The sequence below is a fragment of the Synechococcus sp. LA31 genome (assembly GCF_018502385.1).
GTDB lineage: Bacteria > Cyanobacteriota > Cyanobacteriia > PCC-6307 > Cyanobiaceae > Vulcanococcus.
Genome location: NZ_CP075523.1, coordinates 297,888 through 318,922 on the forward strand (window position 1 = coordinate 297,888; position 21,035 = coordinate 318,922).

23 protein-coding genes are annotated in these 21,035 nt (G+C 64.6%); 10 read left to right on the top strand and 13 right to left on the bottom strand.

The window, feature by feature from the left end:
• Nucleotides 1-3 precede the first annotated feature (3 nt).
• Complete coding sequence (locus tag KJJ24_RS01645; protein ID WP_250544853.1) at nucleotides 4-2,253, top strand: cation-translocating P-type ATPase; 2,250 nt, start codon at nucleotides 4-6, stop codon at nucleotides 2,251-2,253.
• 71 nt (nucleotides 2,254-2,324) lie between these two features.
• Here KJJ24_RS01645 and cadR read toward each other — a convergent pair whose 3' ends face one another.
• The 5 genes from cadR to KJJ24_RS01670 all read right to left on the bottom strand — a co-directional run bounded on the left by cadR (nucleotide 2,325) and on the right by KJJ24_RS01670 (nucleotide 9,381).
• Nucleotides 2,325-2,732 carry a Cd(II)/Pb(II)-responsive transcriptional regulator gene (gene cadR / locus KJJ24_RS01650; protein WP_130130350.1) on the bottom strand — a complete coding sequence of 136 codons (408 nt, stop codon included), beginning with the start codon at nucleotides 2,730-2,732 and terminating at the stop codon, nucleotides 2,325-2,327.
• A gap of 691 nt (nucleotides 2,733-3,423) precedes the next feature.
• Nucleotides 3,424-4,515 carry a DMT family transporter gene (locus KJJ24_RS01655; RefSeq protein ID WP_130128804.1) on the bottom strand — a complete coding sequence of 364 codons (1,092 nt, stop codon included), beginning with the start codon at nucleotides 4,513-4,515 and terminating at the stop codon, nucleotides 3,424-3,426.
• Nucleotides 4,499-5,698: an efflux RND transporter periplasmic adaptor subunit gene (locus KJJ24_RS01660; protein WP_130128805.1), complete on the bottom strand. Its 1,200-nt coding sequence runs from the start codon at nucleotides 5,696-5,698 to the stop codon at nucleotides 4,499-4,501. The genes KJJ24_RS01655 and KJJ24_RS01660 overlap by 17 nt, the downstream gene beginning before the upstream one ends.
• Nucleotides 5,699-5,704: 6 nt before the next feature.
• Complete coding sequence (locus tag KJJ24_RS01665; RefSeq protein ID WP_130128806.1) at nucleotides 5,705-8,827, bottom strand: efflux RND transporter permease subunit; 3,123 nt, start codon at nucleotides 8,825-8,827, stop codon at nucleotides 5,705-5,707.
• Nucleotides 8,824-9,381, bottom strand: a complete 558-nt coding sequence (locus tag KJJ24_RS01670; protein ID WP_250544854.1) for an efflux RND transporter periplasmic adaptor subunit — start codon at nucleotides 9,379-9,381, stop codon at nucleotides 8,824-8,826. The genes KJJ24_RS01665 and KJJ24_RS01670 overlap by 4 nt, the downstream gene beginning before the upstream one ends.
• A gap of 108 nt (nucleotides 9,382-9,489) precedes the next feature.
• Here KJJ24_RS01670 and rppA point away from each other — a divergent pair, with 108 nt between their 5' ends.
• Genes rppA through KJJ24_RS01695 form a run of 5 tightly spaced genes read left to right on the top strand, consistent with a single transcriptional unit; the run spans nucleotide 9,490 to nucleotide 14,196 of the window.
• A complete protein-coding gene (gene rppA / locus KJJ24_RS01675) occupies nucleotides 9,490-10,206 on the top strand; it encodes a two-component system response regulator RppA (protein ID WP_165381008.1) in 717 nt (238 codons plus the stop codon).
• Nucleotides 10,206-11,486 (top strand): cell wall metabolism sensor histidine kinase WalK, encoded by a 1,281-nt coding sequence (locus KJJ24_RS01680; protein WP_130128808.1) that lies wholly within the window; start codon nucleotides 10,206-10,208, stop codon nucleotides 11,484-11,486. The genes rppA and KJJ24_RS01680 overlap by 1 nt, the downstream gene beginning before the upstream one ends.
• A 54-nt stretch (nucleotides 11,487-11,540) precedes the next feature.
• On the top strand, nucleotides 11,541-12,002 hold the full coding sequence (locus KJJ24_RS01685; RefSeq protein WP_250544855.1) for a DUF411 domain-containing protein: 462 nt from the start codon (nucleotides 11,541-11,543) through the stop codon (nucleotides 12,000-12,002).
• Complete coding sequence (locus KJJ24_RS01690; protein ID WP_130128809.1) at nucleotides 12,002-12,778, top strand: MauE/DoxX family redox-associated membrane protein; 777 nt, start codon at nucleotides 12,002-12,004, stop codon at nucleotides 12,776-12,778. The genes KJJ24_RS01685 and KJJ24_RS01690 overlap by 1 nt, the downstream gene beginning before the upstream one ends.
• Nucleotides 12,775-14,196 (top strand): multicopper oxidase family protein, encoded by a 1,422-nt coding sequence (locus tag KJJ24_RS01695; protein ID WP_130128810.1) that lies wholly within the window; start codon nucleotides 12,775-12,777, stop codon nucleotides 14,194-14,196. Before KJJ24_RS01690 ends, KJJ24_RS01695 begins: the two co-directional genes overlap by 4 nt.
• Here KJJ24_RS01695 and KJJ24_RS01700 read toward each other — a convergent pair whose 3' ends face one another.
• Nucleotides 14,197-14,580, bottom strand: a complete 384-nt coding sequence (locus tag KJJ24_RS01700; RefSeq protein WP_130128811.1) for a MerR family transcriptional regulator — start codon at nucleotides 14,578-14,580, stop codon at nucleotides 14,197-14,199.
• 57 nt (nucleotides 14,581-14,637) lie between these two features.
• On the opposite strand from KJJ24_RS01700, the gene KJJ24_RS01705 reads away from it, so the two are divergent.
• From KJJ24_RS01705 to KJJ24_RS01715, 3 genes are read left to right on the top strand one after another with little or no spacing between them, the layout of a single operon-like run.
• The gene (locus tag KJJ24_RS01705) at nucleotides 14,638-15,342 is read left to right on the top strand and encodes a DUF305 domain-containing protein (RefSeq protein ID WP_130128812.1); all 705 of its coding nucleotides are present in this window, start codon (nucleotides 14,638-14,640) and stop codon (nucleotides 15,340-15,342) included.
• 8 nt (nucleotides 15,343-15,350) lie between these two features.
• Nucleotides 15,351-15,569, top strand: a complete 219-nt coding sequence (locus tag KJJ24_RS01710; RefSeq protein WP_130128813.1) for a DUF3721 domain-containing protein — start codon at nucleotides 15,351-15,353, stop codon at nucleotides 15,567-15,569.
• The gene (locus tag KJJ24_RS01715; RefSeq protein WP_130128814.1) at nucleotides 15,566-15,838 is read left to right on the top strand and encodes a hypothetical protein; all 273 of its coding nucleotides are present in this window, start codon (nucleotides 15,566-15,568) and stop codon (nucleotides 15,836-15,838) included. The genes KJJ24_RS01710 and KJJ24_RS01715 overlap by 4 nt, the downstream gene beginning before the upstream one ends.
• 340 nt (nucleotides 15,839-16,178) lie before the next feature.
• Here the strand turns inward: KJJ24_RS01715 and KJJ24_RS01720 are convergent, their stop codons facing one another.
• From KJJ24_RS01720 to KJJ24_RS01745, 6 genes are all read right to left on the bottom strand, one after another.
• Nucleotides 16,179-16,937 carry a class I SAM-dependent methyltransferase gene (locus KJJ24_RS01720; RefSeq protein WP_130128815.1) on the bottom strand — a complete coding sequence of 253 codons (759 nt, stop codon included), beginning with the start codon at nucleotides 16,935-16,937 and terminating at the stop codon, nucleotides 16,179-16,181.
• Between the two features lie 140 nt (nucleotides 16,938-17,077).
• Nucleotides 17,078-17,554 (bottom strand): hypothetical protein, encoded by a 477-nt coding sequence (locus tag KJJ24_RS01725; protein WP_130128816.1) that lies wholly within the window; start codon nucleotides 17,552-17,554, stop codon nucleotides 17,078-17,080.
• Nucleotides 17,555-17,625: 71 nt separating this feature from the next.
• Nucleotides 17,626-18,024 carry a hypothetical protein gene (locus KJJ24_RS01730; RefSeq protein WP_130128817.1) on the bottom strand — a complete coding sequence of 133 codons (399 nt, stop codon included), beginning with the start codon at nucleotides 18,022-18,024 and terminating at the stop codon, nucleotides 17,626-17,628.
• Nucleotides 18,024-19,211 carry a hypothetical protein gene (locus KJJ24_RS01735; protein WP_214340393.1) on the bottom strand — a complete coding sequence of 396 codons (1,188 nt, stop codon included), beginning with the start codon at nucleotides 19,209-19,211 and terminating at the stop codon, nucleotides 18,024-18,026. The genes KJJ24_RS01730 and KJJ24_RS01735 overlap by 1 nt, the downstream gene beginning before the upstream one ends.
• A gap of 88 nt (nucleotides 19,212-19,299) precedes the next feature.
• A complete protein-coding gene (locus KJJ24_RS01740; RefSeq protein WP_214340395.1) occupies nucleotides 19,300-19,713 on the bottom strand; it encodes a sigma factor in 414 nt (137 codons plus the stop codon).
• Nucleotides 19,703-19,927 carry a hypothetical protein gene (locus KJJ24_RS01745; RefSeq protein ID WP_214340397.1) on the bottom strand — a complete coding sequence of 75 codons (225 nt, stop codon included), beginning with the start codon at nucleotides 19,925-19,927 and terminating at the stop codon, nucleotides 19,703-19,705. The genes KJJ24_RS01740 and KJJ24_RS01745 overlap by 11 nt, the downstream gene beginning before the upstream one ends.
• Nucleotides 19,928-20,220: 293 nt before the next feature.
• Between KJJ24_RS01745 and KJJ24_RS01750 the strand changes: the two genes are divergently transcribed.
• Nucleotides 20,221-20,676, top strand: a complete 456-nt coding sequence (locus KJJ24_RS01750) for a hypothetical protein (RefSeq protein WP_214340399.1) — start codon at nucleotides 20,221-20,223, stop codon at nucleotides 20,674-20,676.
• Between the two features lie 36 nt (nucleotides 20,677-20,712).
• On the opposite strand, the gene KJJ24_RS01755 is transcribed toward KJJ24_RS01750, so the two are convergent.
• Nucleotides 20,713-21,018 (bottom strand): DUF5615 family PIN-like protein, encoded by a 306-nt coding sequence (locus KJJ24_RS01755; RefSeq protein WP_214340402.1) that lies wholly within the window; start codon nucleotides 21,016-21,018, stop codon nucleotides 20,713-20,715.
• Between the last annotated feature and the right edge of the window lie 17 nt (nucleotides 21,019-21,035).

Consider the following 21,035-nt stretch of genomic DNA (forward strand, 5'->3'; position numbering starts at 1 on the left):
TTGATGCTGCAACTGAACGCCTCCTGCAGCCCGATGGTTCACGACCGCGACCACGGTCACCACGACTGCTGCGGCACTGACCATCGGGCTGCGCAACCAGCTGATGGCTGCATCAGCTCCGCCTCGGCGACTTGTCCGCCACGGGCAGGCGCCGGAGAGGTGCTCTGGCGCATCAACGCCATGGACTGCGCCGCAGAAGAGAACGAAATCCGCCAGGCGTTGGCGGGTGTGACCGGCATCGCTGATCTGCGCTTCCAGCTGGCTTCCCGCACGCTGGCGATCCGGGCCAAGCCGGCCGCTCTGAGCACGGCCGAAACGATCCTGCGTCGGCTCGGGTATCCGCCGCAGGTGCTGGAGTCAGGAAGCCCCGCTGCTCCGGTGACCGGCTCAGTGCCCTGGACACGCCTGATCGCCGCACTGATGCTGGCGGCGGCGGCTGAGGGGATCCATGCGCTGTTGCCTCAGTCCTGGCTGCACGAGGCTCTGGAGATCGCCCTGGCACTGGGAGCCATTCCCCTGGCTGGGCTGCCGGTGTACACCAAGGGCCTGGCGGCCCTGCGCCTGGGGCGGCTCAACATCAACGCCCTGATGACGGTGGCTGTCACGGGGGCCTTCCTGATCGGCCACTGGCCTGAGGCCGCCATGGTGATGGCGCTGTATGCCATCGCCGAGGCCCTGGAGGCCCAGGCCGCTGATCGGGCCAGAGCGGCGATCAGCCGGCTGATGGAGCTGGCACCGGAGCAGGCGCGGATCAAGCAGGACTCAGGCGAATGGGCCTTGGTTGGCGTTGCCGCGGTGGTCATCAACCAGCTGGTGCGGGTGGAGCCAGGCGAGCGCATTCCTCTCGATGGCGTTGTGGCCACTGGAAACAGCGCCGTCAATCAGGCGCCGGTCACCGGCGAGAGCCTGCCGGTTGAAAAGGGAGCGGGTGATCAGGTCTTTGCGGGCACGGTCAACACCCACGGCAGCCTTGTGATCACGGTCACCGCGCCTGCTTCAAAGAGCACCCTGGCGCGCATCATCCATGCGGTGGAGGAAGCCCAGGCATCGCGGGCCCCGATCCAGCGCTTTGTGGATCGCTTCGCAGCGCGCTACACCCCGGCGGTGTTTGTGCTGGCGCTCGCGCTGGCGTTGCTCTCCCCGCCACTGCTCGGTCTCACACCGATCGATGCGGTGTATCGCGCATTGGTGCTGCTGGTGATCGCCTGCCCCTGCGCCCTGGTGATCGCCACGCCGGTCACCCTGGTGAGCGGGCTGACCGCCGCTGCTCGTCGCGGGATTGTGATCAAGGGCGGGCTCTATCTGGAGCAGGCGCGTCAGCTGCGCACACTGGCCTTCGACAAGACAGGCACGCTCACCACCGGCCGGCCAACGCTGGAGGCTTTTCAGGTGATCGATGGACGCGTGCCGATCACGCTGCAACAGCAATGGGCGGCGTCGTTGGCTTCGCGCTCTGACCACCCGATCAGCCGCGCCATTGCAGCCGCCCTCAATGACGAGCGGCTGGCGGTGGAGGCGCTGAAGGCCTTGGGAGGACGGGGCGTCAGCGGAGAGATTGATGGCCAGACACTGCGTCTCGCCAACCACCGCTGGGTCCACGAACTGGGGCTCTGCACCCCGGATCTGGAACAGGCGATGTCGGCCCATGAACAGCGGGGCCGCAGCGTCAGCCTGTTGACGGATGCCCATGGCGTTCTGGCTCTGATCGCTGTGGCGGATCAACCCAGGGCCACGGCAGCAGCCGCCATCACTGGCCTCAGACAGCTGGGGCTGACCCCGGTGATGCTCAGCGGCGACAACGCGCGCACCGCCGGCGTGATTGCTGATCGGCTGGGGATCGAGCAGGTTCGCAGTGAGCTGTTGCCTGAGCAGAAGCTGGCAGCAATCGCGCAACTGCAGGCGCAGGCACCCACCGGCATGGTGGGCGACGGCATCAACGACGCCCCCGCCCTGGCCGGTGCCGCGATCGGAGTGGCGATGGGCGCCGCCGGCAGTGATACCGCCATGGAGGCCGCCGATGTGGTGGTGATGGACGACGATCCGCAGCGCCTCGTGGAGCTGATCCGGCTGTCGCGCTGCACCTGGGCCGTGCTCTGGCAGAACATCGCCCTGGCACTGGGAATCAAGGGCGCCTTCCTGGTGCTCACCCTGCTGGGAACCGCCACCATGTGGCAGGCCGTGTTCGCCGACATGGGCACCAGCTTGCTCGTCATCGCCAATGGCCTGAGGCTGCGGCGTCAGCAATGGGCCTGAGTGAGCTGTTCAAGTGAGGGGGGTGCCTGCACCGCAGTCAGGTAAGGCCAGGGTGGAGTCGGGCTGACAGCTCAATGATCAGGTTGAGCTGCCTGCTCCAGACTCTGGAGAATGCCGCAGTCAGCGGCGGTAGCCGGGGCCGTGCAGCAGGAGCGCAACTGTTGCAGTTCTGCCTGCAGGTCCTGCAACTCGCGCAGGCGGTGGTCCACCTGCAGGAGCTTCTCGTCCAGCAGCCGGTTCACGGCAAGGCAGCTCTGGTTGGGATGGCTCCGAAGTGACAAGAGACGTCGGATCTCGTCGATGCCGATGTCGAGGCTGCGGCAGTGGCGGATGAAGCGCACCTGCTCCAGGTGATCCTCGGTGTAGAGGCGGTAATTGGCGCGACTGCGCCGGGGCGGGGTGAGCAGCTGTTCCTGTTCGTAAAAGCGCAGGGTTTCAACAGCAACGCCGGTCGCACTGGCGAGCTCGCCGATTCGCATCACCGCATCCACCGATGGCTGATCAGGCTAGAAGCAGTGGGTGGTACGTGATCGGGTTCACCAGGGCTGCCACGCGCGTGGCACGGATGCGCTGCGGCTCCTGGCAGAGGTCCGTTCAGTTCAGAGTGGACCCGATGCGTCGGCAAACAATCCACATTGATCCCGCTCAGCGCCAGAGGCAATGCGTCTAAATCCCGATTGCCCAGCGCCATGGGCGGCGCGATTCTGTGTCCATCAACCAAGGAGGCGCCCGCATGGACGACACGCCACCCCGCTACCAGCCAGAAGCACGCTGACTGCAGGCCCCTGCTCCAACAGTCTTCACCCAACCGTGGGCGGGTCGTTCAGCCGGGCATGAGGAGGAATGGTATCAACAGCCGCCTCAACCTGTGCGCCTGACTGATCGACACTCCGTTTGCACCGCCATAGGTGCCCCAGGAGATCAAACAGCCCGCACCTGGAACGTTCGGCCCCAGGCGCCAACGCCAGCAGCTTCGATCCAGACCAAACGCTTCATTTGACGTGAATAGCCAATGACCCTCGGGCTTTGCTCGGGGGTTTTTGATTGACCCTGGCCTGATCTCTCAAGACCTTCCCGCATCACCATTCAGTGATTCAGGCAGGCTTGGTTTCATATCAACCGATCATACAGTCGTCGCCAATCACCACTTCAGGAACCAGAGGAGCGTGTTCACTGGTGTCTGTGACGGTGGTGCGCGTCGCTCACATGGGGATGCTTGTGCTCAAGCTCCTCGTGCTCATGTTCATGGGCATGCCAATAGGGCCGATCGCCTGGATAAGCCAGTTGAGCGTCGGAAGGATGGGCGTGGTTGTGATGGGGATCTGGGTCGCTCGGGTCATGGCGGTGGCGATGGTGATGGCGCTGCGCCGCGTGGTGATGCCTGTGGCTGTGCTCGTCCCTGAGCAGTAGAACCACACCGGCGACCATCAGTCCTGCAGCCATCGCCAATGGCAGGGTGAGTGCATCACGCAACACCACCACAGAGAAGAGCGCTCCAACGAAGGGTGCCGTGGCAAAGATCACGGCTTCACGGGCAGCACCAAGGGCACGCAGTGCCAACAGATCCAGCCAGATCGAGAGGCCATAGCCCAGCGCTCCAATCAGCAGCACCAGAGCCATCTGGGCAGGCGATGGAAAGCGCTCCTCCAGAGCCCACGCAAGCGCAAGCATCGGCAGGGCGGCTCCGATCGCTTTGAAGCTGGCGATCTGCAATGGGTCCCGGAGCGACAGCCGCTGGCTGATGTTGTTGTCGATGCCCCAGGCCAGGGTGGCCAGAGCGATCAACGCCGTGCCTGGCCAGGTGCTTCCTGCCAGCGATCCGCCTGAGAGCAGGGCGGCGCCGGCGAGGGTGAGCGCAGCGGCAAGCAGGCCACGCCGACCCAGATGTTCCTTGCCGATCACTACGGCAATCAACAAGGTGAACACCGTTTCCAGATTGAGCAGGAGTGAACTGGAGGCGGCGGGCAACAGAGCCAGGCCATGCACCAGGGCCAGAGGGCCGATCACTCCGCCGAGCAGCGTCAACGCCACCAGAGCCTTCCAGTCGCTCGGTTGCACCGGGGCTTCCTGCGTCGCCGCTGGCTGCACCAAGCGCAGCGGCCAAAGCACCAGGGCCGCACCGCCATAGAGCAGCCCAGCCAGGCTGAGGGCCGAGCCTGCGTGCGTGAGCGTGCTGATCACAGGAGCACTGCAACCGAACAGCACGGCAGCGATCAGTCCGGCCCACTGGCCTCGCGCCTGCGGATCAGCGTGCAGGCGCATCTCCCTGGAGCAACACAGCCGTGTTGCCACTGAGGATCTGCTCACCGCCCTGTAACCCCTGCACAATCTCCAATTGATCCGATCGGGCTGGCCCGAGTACCACCCGCACCGGCTCGGCGGAGCCGCGCTGATAGCGGTAGACCACCGGCTCACCGTTCAGCAGTTGCACCGCTTGACGGGGCACGGTGAACTGCTGCTCGCTCGACGGCACCAGGGCAAAGGCCGTCACCGCTGTTCCGGTGGGGGGTAAAGCCCCTGCCACGGGCGTGGCGCGCACGATCATCACGCGGTTGGCGCTGGCGGAATCCGGCGCCACGGCCACCACCCGGGCGCGCATTTCCTGGCTCCCTGCTTTCACGCGCAGCACCTGATCGCTCTTCAGGTTGGCGGCCAACAGAGGCGACACCATGAAGCGCAGTTCACGGCCCGAGGTATCGGTGATCTCCGCCAGATCACTACCGGCCGGCAACACCGATCCTGGGGTAGCATCCAGAGCGGCCACCGTGCCGGTGATCGGGCTGCGGATCTGAAGCACACCAGCGCTGGTGGGAGAACCGATGGCCCTGACCTTCGCCTGAGCTGAGCGGGCATCAGTGCGCGCCTTCACGCTGGCGATCCGCCGTGTTTCGAGCTCATGCCAGGCCAGGGCACCCTGGCGTGCCATCGGCAGGGCCCGCTGATACTGCTGCTCCAGCGATTGCGCTGTGGCGGCGGAGCCGTCGGCTTCTGCGCGGATGGCTGCCGCCTCCGGGCTACGCACCTCGGCCAGTACCGATCCGGCCTGCACCCTTTGTCCCGGGGCCACGAGCAAACGCATCACCTGGCCCGCCACCGGCATCCCCACCAGCGCGCGGGCACCCACATGGGCCTCCACGAATCCGGTGATCGGCCGCTCGATGGTGGTGCTCAGTTCAGGCCGGATCAGCGTCAAGCCCGCCTGGCGGAGTTGCTGCTCCGTGAGGGGAATGGTTCGGTTTTCACCTGAAATCTGAGCCGAATCGGCTTGCGGCGTTGTGCTGTTCGGTGATCGGCTGTGGCGGCCCAGGCCGAAAGCGAGGAGCAATGCCACCACGAAAACGAAGGGCAAGGCCACAGCACGGTTGGCGATCCACCAGGCCTTCTGCGGGCTGGCATCCAGCTTCCCGGTGAACCGGGTGAGCGTTCTTGCGAGGGTGTTGGTCATGGGGGATCAGAGGTCTGCAGAGAGCGACGACAGTTGCGCTGCGGGGAGCAACCAGCGTCCGAAACGGGCATAGAGAGCCGGGATCACCAGCAGGGTGAGCGCGGTGGAGGTGATCAGGCCGCCGAGCACCACCACCGCCAGCGGCTGGAGGATTTCACTGCCGGCGCCAAAGGCCACAGCCAGAGGCAGCGTTCCCAGGGCCGAGGACAGCGCCGTCATCAAGATGGCGTTCAGGCGCTCCAGGCTTCCCTCCTCAATCACGGTGTGCAGAGGCTGGCCAGCGGCATGGCGGCGGTTGTAGTTGTCCACCAGCAGCAATCCATTGCGCACGGCCACACCGAACAACGTGATGAAGCCGATCAACGACGCCACCGACAACACCGCACCGCTGAGCAACACCGCCACCACACCACCCACCAGCGCCAGCGGCAGATTGAGCATGATCGCGACAGTGGCGGGCACTGATTTCACGGCCGTGATCATCAACAACATGATCACCACCACCGCCACCAGGCTGTAGAGCACCAGGCTGCCTGTGGCACGTTCTTCTGATTCGAATTGACCTCCGTAGCGGATCGCATAGCCCTGCGGTAGGCGAACCTCGCGTGCCACGACCCGCTGGATGTCCCGCACCACCGAACCGAGAGCGCGGCCGCTCACGTTGGCGGAGACAACGATCAGGCGGGAGACATCTTCCCGGTTGACGATGTTGTTGCCGAGACCCTCCTCCACCCAGGCCACGCTGCCGAGGGGCACGGTCATGCCATTGGAGAAGGCCACCGGCAGGGCCCGGATGGCGTCGAGACTGCTGCGGCTGGCGGCATTGAGCTGCACGAGCACATCGCTGCGCACGCCGGCTTCCACAACATGGCCCGCCACCTTGCCGTTGAGGGCGATCTCCACGGCCTGGGCCAGATCCTCGATGCTCAGTCCGAGGGCGGCCGCCAGGGGGCGGTCGTAGTGGATCTGAATCTGGGGGATGGGCAGTTGGGGCTCAAGCTGCAGATCCACTACCCCCTCAATCGGCTCCACCACCTTCACCACGGCTTCGCCGAGGCGCCGCAACTCCGCCAGATCGGTGCCATAGATCTTGATGGCGATGGCGCTGCGCACACCGGAGAGCACCTCATCCATGCGGTGCGAGATGAAGCCACCGATGTTCGGGGCCACACCGGGAATCTTCAGGAAGGCCTTGCGCAATTCCGCAAGCGCGGCGGGCCTGTTGTCCATGGCCCTGGCGCTCAGCTCCACATCCACGTGGGCCAGGTTCACCCCGGCTCCGTCGGCATCGCCGGGAGCACGGCCGGTGCGCAGCTGCACCCACTCCACCAGCGGACTGTCCTGCAGCGAGCGCGTCAGCGCCAGGCCGGCGCGATTGGTCATCTCCAGCGACACACCTGGATAGAGCACCATCGAATTCACCAGCGACTGCTCGCGGAACTCCGGCAGGAACACCCGGCCCAGGCTGGGCAGGATCAGCGCGGTGCCCACCACCAGGCTCAGGGCGATCGCGAGCAGCCGCTGCGGTTGCGCCAGCGCCATCGCCAGCCAGGGCCGATAGATCCGTTCGCAGCGGTTGGCGATCCAGGTGTTTTCGGGCGGCAGCTGCACCGGCGCGAGCAAAATGGCGCAGAGAGCCGGCGAGAGCGTCACCGCCACCAGGGTGGACGCGCCGATCGAGAAGAGATAGGCCAGGCCCATCGGCGCAAAGATGCGGCCCTCCACCCCCGTGAGCGAAAAGATCGGGGCAAACACCACCGCGATAATCAGGGTGGAGAACAGCACCGGCTGACGCACCTCCACCGAGGTGTCGAACACCACCTGCAGCGGCGACCGTGGTGTGGGACTGCTCTGATTGCGGCGCAGACCGCGGTAGCAGTTCTCCATGTCGACGATCGAGTCGTCGACCACCGAGCCGATCGCCACCACCAAACCGCCCAGGGTCATGGTGTTGAGGCCAAGGCCAAAGGCCTTCATCAACATCAGGCCAACCAACAGCGACAGGGGAATGGCGCTGAGGGTGATCACGGCTGCGCGCCAGTTCATCAGAAAGGCCACGATCACCAGGGACACGATCACAATCCCGAGCAACAGCGATTCGCTCACATTGCGCAGCGCAGTGTCGATGAAATTGCTCTGCCTGAAGGTGCGCTTCACCCGCACATCCGTCGGCAGGGTGCGATTGAGCTCAGCGATGCGCTGCTCCACCGCACGGGTGACCGTGGGCGTATCCACATCCGGCTGCTTGATCACCATCAGCACCACCGCCGGTTGACCGTTGAAGCTGGCGTCGCCCCGTTTCAAGGCAGGCCCCCGCTGCACCTCCGCCAGGGTGGAGAGCAGCACAGGCCGGCCCTGCTGATCGGTCACCGCTACATCCGCCAGATCGCTCGTCTGCTGGATCTGAGCCAGCGGCCGGATCAGGCGCTCCTGGCCGCCAGCTACGAGGAAGCCTCCCGGGCTGGTGGACATCGCCGCAGAGACCCCCTGCATCACAGCTTTGAGGCTGACCCCTTTCACCTGCAGTTCCTGCGGATCGAGGAGCACCTGATACTGCGCTTCTTCCCCGCCATAGACAGTGATCTGCGCCACCCCAGGCACCGCCAGGATCGGGTTGCGATAGGAGCGCAGCACCAGCTGTTGCAGATCCATCAGCGACGTGGTGCCGCCGGGTTCCACTGTGAAGGCGACCTGAAGAATCGTGCCCAGGGGCGATACCAGCGGTGAGATCTCCGGCGCTGCGGCATTGGCCGGCAACTGGGTCTCCACCTGCTGCATCCGCTCGGACACCGATTGGCGGGCCCGATAGATGTCGGCGTTCTGGTTGAACACCACCTGCACCATCGAGAGCCCCGCCTTGGAGGAGGAGCGCACGGTCTCCACGCCGGCGATGCCATTCAGCGCCGATTCCACCGGCAGGGTGATGCGCGTTTCCACCTCCTCCGGCGACAGGCCATCGGCTGTGATCTGCACATCCACCTGCGGTGGGGCGAACGGCGGAAACACATCCAGCGGCATCTGGCGGAGCATCCCCAGGCCAGCAACGCTGACCACCACGGCGGCCACCACCACCAGCCAGCGGCGGGCGATCGAGAAGCGCAGGGTGGTGTTGAGCAGCGCTTCGATCATTCGCCCTGCTGCTTGCGGCGCAGGGTCAGCGTTGCCCCGGCGGCCACCACCAGGGCAGCAGCGACGCCACCGGCGATCAGAGCGCTGTTGCCTTCAGGTTGATCAGCTGGGCGATCGGCGCTGGCCTCAGCGGCGGAGGGTTCGGCCTGCTGCGTTTTTTTCGATTCGGCATACAGCGAGAGGGCACCGTTCACCACCACGTCGTCGGTGGGATCGAGGCCCTCGGTGATCACGATCTGATCGCCAAGGGTGGGACCGGTCTGAACGAAGACCGGGTCGTAGGTGGTGGCCGTTTTCACGAACACCAATGGTTTGCCATCCGCCTGCACAACCGCGGCCGTCGGCACACTCAGACCCTCCGGGCCCTGTTGTGGTTGCGTGGCCGTCACACCCAACAGGGCATCGGTTTCGGTGTTCGCCTTCACCTGGCGCACATCCCCTTGCTGCTGAAATTCATCCCCATGGCCCACGTGGGACCAGGCCGGGGCCGTCAGCAGCAACGCCGCGGAGGCGACCAGAGCGGAGGCACTCCCTTGAACAATGCGGTGGATCAAGGCTGGACAGAACAACACTGCGCGGAGGATGGCGCAGGCGCGATGAAAAACAGATGAAATCCGCTGCCCCACCTAGCCTTTTGGCGATCTGAACCGCACGCCATGCCCTTGCGGATCCTGCTGGTGGAAGACGAGCCGGATCTGGCTGAATCCCTGGTCGCCGTTCTGGAGCAGCAGGGCCATGTGGTGGACCACTGCAGCGATGGCCTCTCCGCCTGGACCTTGCTCAGTGGTGATCTGGCGCGCTACGAGCTGGCGCTTGTGGACTGGATGGTGCCGCAGCTCAGTGGTGTTGAGCTCTGCCGGCGCCTGCGCGCCGCAGGCTTCACCGTGCCGGTGTTGTTGTTGACGGCCCGCGATGGCACCGCCGACCGGGTGGAAGGACTCGATGCGGGTGCGGACGACTACCTGAGCAAGCCGTTCGCCATGGAGGAACTGCTCGCCCGGGTGCGCGCCTTGCAGCGCCGCCATCCGGGCTACCGCGAGCCGCAGCTGCAGGTTGGCAGCTACAGCCTGGATCCCTCCCGCAGCGAGCTGACGGTGCAGGCGCCAACTGGCGCGGTGCGTGTGCCGCTCTCGGCCAAGGAATTGCAGCTGCTCACGTATTTCATGGAGCACTCCGGAGACATCCTCAGCGGGTCTCGCCTGCGCAACCAGCTCTGGGACCTGCATCAGGACCCGGTGAGCAATGTGGTGGCGGCGCAGGTGCGGCTGTTGCGCCGCAAGCTCGCCGATCACGGTCTGCCGTCGCCGATCACCACGGTGCCCTCCCGCGGCTATCGCTTTGATGCAGACGCCACGGGCAGCGCCTCGCAGCCGAGCTGATGGCAGGGCTTGAGCACAACTTGATCCGGCGTGCACGCCTGCGGCTGGCGGGCCTCTCCCTGCTCGTGATGGGGAGCATCCTCTATGCAGCGGGATTCTCGATGGGCCGGCTGTTGCTGCAGGCCCAGGAACAGGCCCTGCAGAGCGAGCTGGTCAACCTGGCCGGCACCCTGCACGACAGTCTCAAGCCCGTGCTCCCGCCGCCTTCGGCAGGACCTGCCTCACTGGCCACGGTGCTGCCTGGGCTTTGCCTGGCGGATCGCCCCTGCCCTGCGCCCACAACCCTGATCGAGCGCCATGCGCTCGGCGTCACCGATCCGGAACGGTTTCAGCTGCAGATCCTCAACGGTGAGGGAGAGGTTGTGGCCACATCCCCACCATCTCGGGAGCCAACCCCCGGTTCGCTGATGCTCACCACCAGCGTTGTGCTGCACCGCTCTCACGGCGATCAGGAACAGGACTGGGGCAGCTTGCGCCTCAGCCGCAGCCTCGCTGGCCTGGAGGCGGAGGCACAGCGCCTGTGGTGGCTCGGCCACGGCGTGTTTGTGCTGGCGTTGGTGGTGATCGCGCTGGCGAGCTGGTGGCTGGCCGGCCTGGCGATGGCACCGTTGATCGAGGCCTACCAGCGCCAGGAGCAATTCAGCGCGGATGTGGCCCATGAGCTGCGCACGCCCCTGGCCAACTTGCTTGCTGTTGCTGAGGCTCAACGTGCCCAACCTGGAATCGAGCGGGTTCTGGCTCAGGGCCAACGGCTGCAGCAGCTGATCGCCGATCTGTTGCTGTTGGCCAGCCTGGAGCGGCCCGGCGCCAAGACGCCGATGCAGCGCTGCGACCTGGCTGAGATCACAGCGGATGTTGTGGAGGACTGGTCCGAGATCGCGGTGGCATCGGAGCAGACCTTGTCGATGGCGCTGGAAGCAGAGACCACCACGCTGCGCGGAAACGAGCGGGAACTGAGCCGGCTTCTGATCAATCTGATCAGCAATGCGCTGCAGCACTCACCCTGTGGTGGAACGGTGGAAGTGCGCCTGGAAACTCAGGGCCGCTGGTTGGCTTTGAGCGTTCGCGATCAAGGCCCCGGCATCTCGCTGGAGGATCAACAGCGGATCTTTGAGCGCTTCACACGCCTGCAACCGGATCGCTCGCGTCAGAACGGTGGTAGTGGCCTGGGGCTGGCCATCGCTCAGGCGATCGCAAACCGCCATGGGGGAGAGATCCGCGTGGCGTCAGAACCGGGGCACGGAGCCACATTCACGGCACTGCTGCCAGCGATCGGCTGAAGCCGCCCAATCGCCTTGACTCTCCACCCACTGGAGACTATACGGTTGATGGAGATGTCTGATCCCGTGATGCCCGCGCTCCCCCTAGCCCTCGCCCTGGCGGGCCTCTCCGTCGCCGCCGCCGCACCAGGTCACGCCGCTGAGGTGGTGTCGGCCTACCGCTCCGCCAGTTGCGGCTGTTGCAAAGGCTGGCTCGATCACATCCGGAAAGCCGGCTTCACGGTGCAGGACCACGTTGTGAACAACCTGCCGGCGATCAAGCAGCGCTATGGCGTTCCCGGCGCCCTCGGCTCCTGTCATACCGCCACGATCAACGGCTACGTGATCGAGGGGCATGTACCGGTGTCGGCGATCCAGAAGCTGCTCAAGGAGCGCCCCAAGGTGGCTGGCATCGCTGTGCCAGGCATGCCCCTGGGCTCACCCGGCATGGAGTCGGCGCTGCGGAGTGAGACCTACACCGTATTCACCTTCACCAGAACAGGGGTGATCAAGCCGTTCCAGACGGTGAAGGGTTGATGGAGCAGACCCCGACCAGCGGCAGCGCAGCTCTGCGCGATGTGCGTCTCTACCGAATGGACACGGCTGATCACGCCTGCCCGTGGGGGCTGCGGGCGGTGGCGCTGCTGCAGAGCCAGGGCATTGCGTTTGAGGACCACCGCCTGCGCAGCCCTGAGGAGGTGGAAGCGTTCAAACGCGCCCACGGGGTGAGCACCACCCCGCAGGTGTTCAGCGGCCAGCAACGCATCGGTGGCTACAGCGATCTGGCGGCACGGCTGGGGGTTCGGGCCGAGCGAGCAGACGTGAGCTACACACCGGTGATCGTCGTGTTTGCCACCGCGGCCTTGATGGCCCTTGCCCTTGGCGTGGGTGTGCGCAGTTTCATGGGCCTGGCCATCACTCTGCTGGCCATGCTCAAGCTGATGGATGTGCCGGCCTTTGCCGCCAGCTTCCTCAAGTACGACCTGCTCAGCCAACGCTGGCGAGTCTGGAGCCGCCTCTATCCAGGCCTTGAACTGCTGGTGGGGCTGGGCATGCTCACGCCGCCGTCCATCTCCGCTCTCGATGGGCTGGTGGGAGCGGTGGCGGTGTTGTTGGGCGGAATGGGCATGCTGTCGGTGGGCAAGGCGGTGTTCATCGATCACCTCGCCCTCAACTGCGCCTGCGTGGGTGGCAACACGCGCACACCGCTTGGCGTGGTGAGTTTTGCCGAGAATCTGATCATGACCTTGATGGGCGCGGCGATGGCACTGGATGCCGTTGCTCATCGCTTGCCGTGGAGTGGATTGCCATGAATCGCCGCTCGTTTCTGGCGTTGACGGCCGGTGGCGCCGCCGCCGCTTCTGCAGGGCTGGTGGGTCAGCGTTGGCTGAGTCATGCCCGTGAGGTCGCTGCGGCCGGTGCGGCTAGGGCTGTGCGATCCAGCCAAGGTGTTCTGAACCTGGATCTCGTCGCGCAGGAAACGCGGATCGCGATCCCAGGAACGGCTGGTCGCGCTCTCACCTACAACGGCCTGCTGCCAGGGCCGTTGCTGGAATTAGAGGCTGGTGACGCTGTACAGATCCAACTGCACAATCAACTCAGACAACCCACCAACCTTCACTATCACGGCCTTCATGTCTCGCCAGAGGGGAATGCCGACAACGTATTTCTGAGTGTTCAGCCCGGGGCCAGCCAGAGCTATTCCTTCCGGATTCCCGAGGATCACCCTGCTGGCCTGTTTTACTACCACCCCCATCACCATGGAACGGTGGCCGATCAGGTGTTCGGCGGGCTTGGTGGTGCCCTGATCGTGCGCGGTGCTCTCGACCGCATTCCGGAGGTGCAGGCCGCCCAGGAGGAGGTGCTGTTTCTCAAGGATCTCCCAGCCGATCGGGAGTCATCGATGGGTGGAGCGATGCTTGGCCGCGAGGGTTCGGTGCTCACCGTGAATGGGCAGTTGAACCCCAGGATTGAGATCCCTGCCGGGGGATTACTCCGGCTGCGATTGGTGAATGGCTCCAATGCACGCTTCTGGCGCCTGGCGCTGGAAGGGCATCGTCTTCATCTGATCGCCACCGATGGCGGTGCACTGGAGCGGCCGGTTGCGGTGGAGGATCTGCTGCTGGTACCCGGCGCACGCGCCGATGTGCTGGTGCAGATCTCACCGAGTGGCGGACGATTCCGCTTGCGCAATCGCGCCTACAACCGTGTTGGCCGGCGCATGATGGGAATGAGGCGGATGATGGCTCCCTCCCAGGGTGAGGAGACCATTGCCACGGTTCAGACCGATGGCACCACAACGCCAAAGCCGCTCCCTCAGCAACTGCTTCCCGTCCAGCCGCTCAACAATCCGGTGCGCACGCGCCGCTTTGTGATGAACCATGGCATGGCCCCAGGCATGGGCATGGTGTTTCTGATCAACGGGCAGGCCTACGACCATCAACGCATCGATACCCGGGTGCGCCTGGGTGAGATCGAGGAATGGGAGCTGATGAATACCGGGGTGATGGATCACCCCTTTCACGTGCACGTGAACCCCATGCAGGTGATCAGCCGCAACGGACAGCCGGAGCCATTCCCGGCCTGGCGCGATGTGGTGTTGGTGCGGGCGGGAGAAACGGTGCGGGTGCGGACGCAGTTCCGCGATTTCCCTGGTCGCAGCGTGTACCACTGCCATATCCTCGATCACGAGGAGCTGGGCATGATGGGCAACCTCCTGATTGAGGCCTGATCAGCGGCCCCCGCAGGATTGCCAGCCGGCGAGCATCGCCTGCAGATCCGATTCCAGGCTCTGGAGAGCTTCGATGCGGCTTTGGATCTCACCGAGCTTGCCGCGGATCGTGGCCTGCAGATCCGCGCACGTGCACACCCCGGAGCGGCGCGCGCTGAGCACGCCATGAATGGCGCTGAGGGGAAGATCCATCGCCCTGAGATTGCGTATCAGCGCCAGGTCGGCGAACACGCTCTGATCAAACAGGCGGTAGCGCCCCTCCGAGCGCGAGGTGGGCTGCAGCAGGCCCTCATCGCAGTAGAAGCGGATCGTTTTCACCGGCACGCCCGAGCGCTGCGCCACCGCACCGATCTTGAGGAGCTCATCGGCCACCGCTGCACCCATGCGTCTTGACTCTCCACCTGCAGGAGAGTGCATCGTAGGAGGACTGTGCCACCGCTCATGCGCCTTCTGCTTGCACTCGCGGCCTTCGCGCCCCTTCTGGCGCCCCCGGTCCTGGCTCAATCAGGCCATGAGCACCACGATCATGGGCAACACGCGATGCCGATGCCGGCAAGCGGCGCGAGCGACCATGGCGCCCACGGCAGCCATGGCCATGACGTTGGCCCCGCCGGAAGCACCTACGACCTGCGCTGGATCGACGCGATGGTGCAGCACCACACCGGCGCCCTTCGCATGAGTGAATTCGTGTTCAACGTCGGCTCCCCGGGAGTGGGGGCTCTGGCGAACACCATCTGGAGCGATCAAGCCCGCGAGATCAAGGCGATGGGGCAATGGCGCAAAGCTTGGTATCCCCAGGCGCCTGTGTATCCGGTGACGCTGCCGCCGGGCGGCGACCCCAACAGCTTGGCGGCGCTCAGGCGCATGTCTGCCGCGCAGATCGCGGCGATGCAGATGGCGGGAACGGCACCGAGCCCCGACACACGGGTGACTTGGTTCCTCGAGGGAATGCTCGAGCACCACGGCGGGGCGCTGCAGATGGCCCACGACGCCCTGGACAAGAGCACCACCCCCACCATCCGCCGCCTGGCGCGGGAGATCATCGTGGCCCAGCGCCGCGAAATCATTGAGCTGCGGCGCATGCTCCGCCACGACGGGCTCAACAAGCCCGCCTACTACCAGTACGACGCGCTTTTTTCCCTGTGAATCAGCACGTGCTTCACCGTTTCAGCCTCGCCGCTGTGGCCATTGGCATGGCGTTGCTACTGGGCCCCGAGGCCGGCTGGTCCCACAGCAGAGGTCTGTACGCCACCCAGGCGGAGGCTGAGCAGCGCGCCAAGCAACTGGGCTGCAAGGGCGTGCATCAGAACAACGGTCAGTGGATGCCCTGCAGCAATGAGTCGATGTTGCATAAGGAACTGCGAGAGGAATGAAGCCTGTGTCTCGCGCTCGCAGGCTGCATCGGCTTCTGGTTCCCCTGGCCGCTGCGCCTCTGCTGCTCACTGCGGCCAGCGGATCGCTCTACAGCCTGTTGCTCGAGCAGGGGGTGGATGCCTTCTGGCTGCTCAAGATCCACACGGGCCGCTTTGGACCGGTGAATCTCCAGCCCTACTACTCGATCCTGTTGGGCCTGGCCACGCTGGTGGTGATCGTCTCCGGGGTGGTGCTTCTGCTGCCGCGCCCGCGGAGCTCGGTGCGCTGACGGCAACCGCAGGGTCTGTATCAGCGCCTCTGCAACATTGCCTCCCCAAGAAGCACGCTGACAGAAGGCCCCTGCTCCAACAGTCTTCACCCAACCGTGGGCGGGTCGTTCAGCCGGGCATGACGAGGAAGGGCATCACAGCCGCCTCCACCTGTGCGCCTGACTGATCGACACTCCATCTGCACCGCCACAGGTGCCCCAGGAGAACCAACTACCCCACACCTGGTACGTCCGACCCCAGGCGCCAACGCCAGCAGCTTCGACAAGCCACAGCCATTGGAATGTTGATTGACTCATGACCCCTGGGCTGCGCCTGGGGGGGGTGATGGGCGCGCCGGCATCAGCTCACCGCAGGCACGCGGGCCACATACACGCCGTAACTGAAGAGGGATCTGAACTTTCTGTACAGAGCGATTTCTACCTCCATGTCGGCGACCACAGCACGTGCTTCGGCTGAGTGGTTGTTGCGCTCGAGGTAGGCCGCGAAGCGCTCCTGCATCGGCATGTAGAAGTGATCGATCCAGCAGTCTTCTGGAAGCGCAAAGTAGGCCTCCGGCGCATATCCAAGCTGCTCCAGAACGGCTAACTTCTCAGAAGCCAGGCCAATCTCGGGGTATTCCGTCTCCCAGTGCTGGCTGAGTTCGGCGGGCCGCTCAGCGGTGAGCCAGGTGATTTCCGAGACCACAAGCCATCCGCCGGGCTTGAGATAGCGCTTCCAGGTACGCGCACCTTCGGCAAAGCCGATGTTGTAGATCGCTCCCTCCGACCAGATCACATCCAGCGATTTGTTCTCGAAGGGAAGCGCATCGATGCTGCAACAGAGGGTCTCAATTTGATCACTAATACCTCGTTCTCGAGAGCGGCTTATAAGCGTATCGAGAAAGGGTTGCAGGAAATCAACGGCGATCACTTTGGCGTTGAGTTCTTCCGCTAGCACCATCGCTGATGCGCCGGTGCCGCAGCCAAGATCTGCAATCTGCAAGGGATGCTCTCGGTTCAGTCCCGTTAGCTGCAGGGCTTTTTTGGTGCAGGCGTCGCTTCCCGGTCCCTGACGCTCGCCATCCACATGGAGATCGATCAACAGGCTCAGATCATCCAAGGGGGGATCAATCGCTCTCTGCAATTGTAGTCCGCCATAGCAAGCGCTATTGAGACTGGTGGCTGCCTACTCAGGTGTGCAGCAAAAAGCCCCAGGCCTGAGCCTGGGGCATGGGAGAGCCGGTGTCTGGAGTCCAGGCGTCAACCCTTGGTGGCTCTGACCTCCCAGAATGCCGCGCCGAGGCTGTAACTGGCGAGACCGCTCTGTTGTTCATAGCTCTGGCGTGCCTTGAGCTGGCACTCGATCTCCTTGCAGTCGATGGAATAACGCCACTGCTTGCGGCCGGGGCGGCGGTTGAGCACCAGGTCCGGGGTGATCTGATAGCCGTTGCCGTCTTTACCGGCAGGCATGCAGGTGAGCAGGTCGCCGCGCAGGTGGGCCAGGCGCAGCTGCTCGTTCAGTTCCTTCTGCTCGGAAGCCAGGAGGTCCTGCTGCTGCTTGACCTCAAGCAGGCGACTGACGCAGCTGGTGATGGCATCGGCGGAGAAGCGCGGGTCGTCTGCACCGGCACCGGCCGGGAGAACACCTGCAGTCGCAAGAAGCAACAGGGCCTCGGGGGTTCCCGGTGCCGGTTCGCCGAGTGCGGCGGGAGCAGTGGTCGTGACGGTTGCGGTCATGTGCGTGTGTGAGGTGTGAGCGAGTGGACGTGGCCTGAATTGCAAGGGGCCCCTGGCCCCCCACTGGCCCCTCAGACGCCGAGGGCCTGGATCTGGTTGAGGGCCTCGATGAGTTCGTTGCGGCGCAGGCGTTCGATGGCGGAGGGCAGGGAGGTGCGATCGATCGGGTAGCTGCGCAGCAGGGAGCGGAGTTCGACCACCGAGAGCTCATCCCAGAGGGGCGAGAGGTTTACCGGGCAGCAGGGGGCTGGCTTGGTGGTGCTCCGGGTGGGGACCTCCTCCATCCAGGGCTCTGCCGCCGCGGCGGTGGGCTGGTTGATCGGGAATTGCTGGCTGAGCTGGCTCACCAGTTGGGTCAGCCCTGTGATCGCCTGTAGGAGTGCGCTCTGGAGCTCGGTGGCGGCCAGCTCAGTGCTGAGCTGGGCAGTGGCGCAGGTGCCGATGGCACCGGTGGTGGTGGAAACGGTCATCAGACAACAACCTGGAAAACGACAGAAGGGGTGTGGAGCTTGCGCTCGCTCTTGGGGCAGTAGGCCTCCCATTCGGCGGCAAAGGGGTAGGGCTCGATGCCGGTGACGTCCTGCAGGTCGACCTTCATCCCATCGATGGCGCCAGAGCCTTTGGCATCTGTGCCTTTGGCACCGGTGACGATGTGGATGTTCTGCGCGGCCTTGCTGCAGAAGTTCAGACCGGCTTCTGAGTAGGCATTGCTGCCCACCAGCGAGGCATTGCGGGCGTGGTAATCGCCGATGGCGCTGGCGTGTAGGTGGCCAAACAGCGTGTAGTCGACCGTGATGCCTTGAGCGGCGTACTTGCCGGTGATCTCTTGCACCGACTTCTGCACATTCGCGCCGATCTGGTGGCCGTGCAGGCACAGGAAGGTGCGGCCCATCACCTCAAAGAGGAGCTCGTTGGCCCGGAAGCCGCAGAAGTTGATCCCCTCTGTGCCGGCAAAGCCGCGCTTGAGGATCTCATAGATCATCAGGTCGTAGCTGTCGGTGGCGAGTGCATCGCTCCAGCCCAGCTCTTTGTTCACGCGGCTTTCGTTGCCGGTGATGCCATACACCTCCAGCTCGAACTGCGCGCGTAGATCGAGCAGAAAGGCCCGCAGGATGTCGACGGCAAGCAGGGTTGCTCTGGAACGGTTGGTGCTGTTGGAGAGCAGCTCATCGAGGCGCCGGTCGCTGTTGAGGAAATCCCCCAGACAGGCGACAACGACTTTGCGGGCGCCATAGCTCTGGCCCAGTTGCTTGACGCGTTGGGCGAGCTTGGCCAGGCGCTGCGCGGCGACGGTGAAGTCGTAGCGATTGGACGGCAGTTCAACCCGCTCGTTGAAGTGCAGATCGCTCAGTTGCACGATCAGGACGGAATCCCCGCCTTCCGGGATGCGGGAGAGCGTCACGCCCTGGGTAAAGCCCCGCTCATCCAACAGGGAACAAAGTTCCCGGGTGTAGGCGGTGACGGCGTTCTCGATGCGGGCGTGTTCGCGGAAGGCCTTGCGCTCAATCCGGTTGGTGTCGGCCTGGGCCTGGCGTGCCTTGGCGAGCCGCACGTTGAACTGCAGCAGTTCGCGGTCTTGATCGGTGTTGCTGGCCGGTCGTGCTCCCCGTCCGGGGAGATGACGGGCTGGTTGGTGGCGGTGCTTGGCTGAACCCATAGGAAAGTGCAGGTGCGGGAGGCTACTGGGGGTGGTTGAACAAACTGGTGAGACACCAAAGGGTTCCGGCTGGATATGCACAACGCGCTCAATCGCGCTGGAGTTCATGCAGCGGAATCGGCCGTTGCGCGCAGGCGCGGCGACAATCCAGCCAGCGCTCCAAGGGGACGTTGAGTTGATCGGCGATCTGCTGATCGCTGAGGCCCTGGGCCACCAATCGGCGGGCTTTGATCCACAGCTCCCGCAACCGATGGCTGATGCGCAGCGAGAAGCCCGTGTCGCGCAGGTAGTGCAGCAACTCGCCTTTCACCTTGGGCACGAGATAGCTGGAGGGGCGATACCCCAGCGTGGGATCAAAGCCAATAGCGCCCTTACAAAGACCCTCGTAGGCGGGGCCGATCAGGTCGTCGACCGCCATCGACCAGCGGCGGGCAAAGCGGTGCGCCTGTTGATGCGCCAGCCCCAGGTGTTGGCAGGCAAAGGCCCGCTGCTCACTGGTCATCGGCCGGCGCAGGCAGCGTCTTGGCATTGAGGTGTTGCAGGTGCGGGAGGCTATTGGCCTTGCCTTGAACTCCCTGCGCTGCAAAGGATTGGCGGGCATGCATGGGCTGAACCAACGCCCCACGCACCACCGCGCCGAGCGGTGTCGGCCCACACGCCTGCATCACCAGAGCGATCACACCGCCAATGGCGGCACCGCGAAACACAACAGGCATCAACAGATCGCAACTCCCCAAGGGTTCCGGGGGGCAGAGCCCCCTTTTCGGTGGGATTGGGGCTGCGGTTGAGGGGAACTGGCTGGAAGAAAAGCTGACGGAATGGCTGGTTGCCAGTCCCACTCGGTGCGTCAAATCACGCATTCCAACTGGCAGGTGCTGTTCCACCACCTCCGGGCATGTCACACCTGTGGCTTGCTCATCCCACGGCTGTGGCGCAGGTGATGCCACACCTGTGGGCGGTGCCGCTGAGGGCCTCAAAGCCAGAACAGGTGCAGTGATTCCTGACTGCCATGACCACCAAGGTTCTGCTCACCCATCACCACCGCGATGCGATCGAGAACGCCGCCGATCGCGGCTTCTGGATGCCACTGCCCCTTGAGGCCGAGCAACTCAAGGACGTGATGTACCTGACCTGCCTCAGCTACGGCGAGATCACGCTCAAGCAGCTGGTGGAGGTTGTCAGCTTTGAGCCCTGGCGCGAGGACGATGGCCTCGAGCGCTGGTTGCCGTTCCTCGGTCAACGTCTCGAGCTGCCCCGCCCGCTGCCGCTGGGTGATCGCCGTCTCCTCGCCGGCTGGCTGCCCCGTCAGCGGGAGGCGGTGCAGATCGTGGAACTCGATGCACTGCTGGAGGCCAAACGTCTCAGCGATGTGTTGCCCGGCTCCGGTGCCTGCTGCCACCTGCCGCGGCGGAACGAATTGGTTTCCGTTTCAGCTGCAGTGCACCGTTCAGGAGCTGCGGCCTGAAACCGTTGACGCTGATCAGCGTTCAACGGTGGATCATCAAGAGGCTGGCTTGAGGAGAAGGAAGCCAGCTTCTGGATGGTCGTTGAAGTAGCGAATCTCCTCCAGCCTTGAAAGGATGAGCTGGGCTGTGGCTGCATTCGAGGCATTGCCAATGGCCAGGCAGATCACCTTCGGAGGCCAGCCGAGGCTCAGGCTCATTCCAAGGAAGTCGTCATCCTTGGTCAGCAGCAGATAGCCCCCGGCTCTTGCTTGCTCCCACACCGAACGGTCATCGACACCGCCCAGGCCAAGGATGCGGATGTGGCTCGAATCTGGAAACGCTTCGCTGAGTAGTGGAAGCAAACGCTCAGAAAGGTTTT

Bases quoted from the DNA above. Each gene is read 5' to 3' on its own strand.
- cadR (WP_130130350.1), bottom strand. From the start codon at position 2,732: ATGCGAATCGGCGAGCTCGCCAGTGCGACCGGCGTTGCTGTTGAAACC.
- KJJ24_RS01715 (WP_130128814.1), top strand. From the start codon at position 15,566: ATGAAGCCTGTGTCTCGCGCTCGCAGGCTGCATCGGCTTCTGGTTCCC.
- KJJ24_RS01660 (WP_130128805.1), bottom strand. From the start codon at position 5,698: ATGACCAACACCCTCGCAAGAACGCTCACCCGGTTCACCGGGAAGCTG.
- KJJ24_RS01665 (WP_130128806.1), bottom strand. From the start codon at position 8,827: ATGATCGAAGCGCTGCTCAACACCACCCTGCGCTTCTCGATCGCCCGC.
- KJJ24_RS01680 (WP_130128808.1), top strand. From the start codon at position 10,206: ATGGCAGGGCTTGAGCACAACTTGATCCGGCGTGCACGCCTGCGGCTG.
- KJJ24_RS01745 (WP_214340397.1), bottom strand. From the start codon at position 19,927: ATGCCTGTTGTGTTTCGCGGTGCCGCCATTGGCGGTGTGATCGCTCTG.
- KJJ24_RS01700 (WP_130128811.1), bottom strand. From the start codon at position 14,580: ATGGGTGCAGCGGTGGCCGATGAGCTCCTCAAGATCGGTGCGGTGGCG.
- KJJ24_RS01740 (WP_214340395.1), bottom strand. From the start codon at position 19,713: ATGACCAGTGAGCAGCGGGCCTTTGCCTGCCAACACCTGGGGCTGGCG.
- KJJ24_RS01725 (WP_130128816.1), bottom strand. From the start codon at position 17,554: ATGACCGCAACCGTCACGACCACTGCTCCCGCCGCACTCGGCGAACCG.
- KJJ24_RS01735 (WP_214340393.1), bottom strand. From the start codon at position 19,211: ATGGGTTCAGCCAAGCACCGCCACCAACCAGCCCGTCATCTCCCCGGA.
- KJJ24_RS01645 (WP_250544853.1), top strand. From the start codon at position 4: ATGCTGCAACTGAACGCCTCCTGCAGCCCGATGGTTCACGACCGCGAC.
- KJJ24_RS01690 (WP_130128809.1), top strand. From the start codon at position 12,002: ATGGAGCAGACCCCGACCAGCGGCAGCGCAGCTCTGCGCGATGTGCGT.
- KJJ24_RS01705 (WP_130128812.1), top strand. From the start codon at position 14,638: ATGCGCCTTCTGCTTGCACTCGCGGCCTTCGCGCCCCTTCTGGCGCCC.
- KJJ24_RS01685 (WP_250544855.1), top strand. From the start codon at position 11,541: ATGTCTGATCCCGTGATGCCCGCGCTCCCCCTAGCCCTCGCCCTGGCG.
- KJJ24_RS01695 (WP_130128810.1), top strand. From the start codon at position 12,775: ATGAATCGCCGCTCGTTTCTGGCGTTGACGGCCGGTGGCGCCGCCGCC.
- KJJ24_RS01730 (WP_130128817.1), bottom strand. From the start codon at position 18,024: ATGACCGTTTCCACCACCACCGGTGCCATCGGCACCTGCGCCACTGCC.
- KJJ24_RS01750 (WP_214340399.1), top strand. From the start codon at position 20,221: ATGACCACCAAGGTTCTGCTCACCCATCACCACCGCGATGCGATCGAG.
- KJJ24_RS01655 (WP_130128804.1), bottom strand. From the start codon at position 4,515: ATGCGCCTGCACGCTGATCCGCAGGCGCGAGGCCAGTGGGCCGGACTG.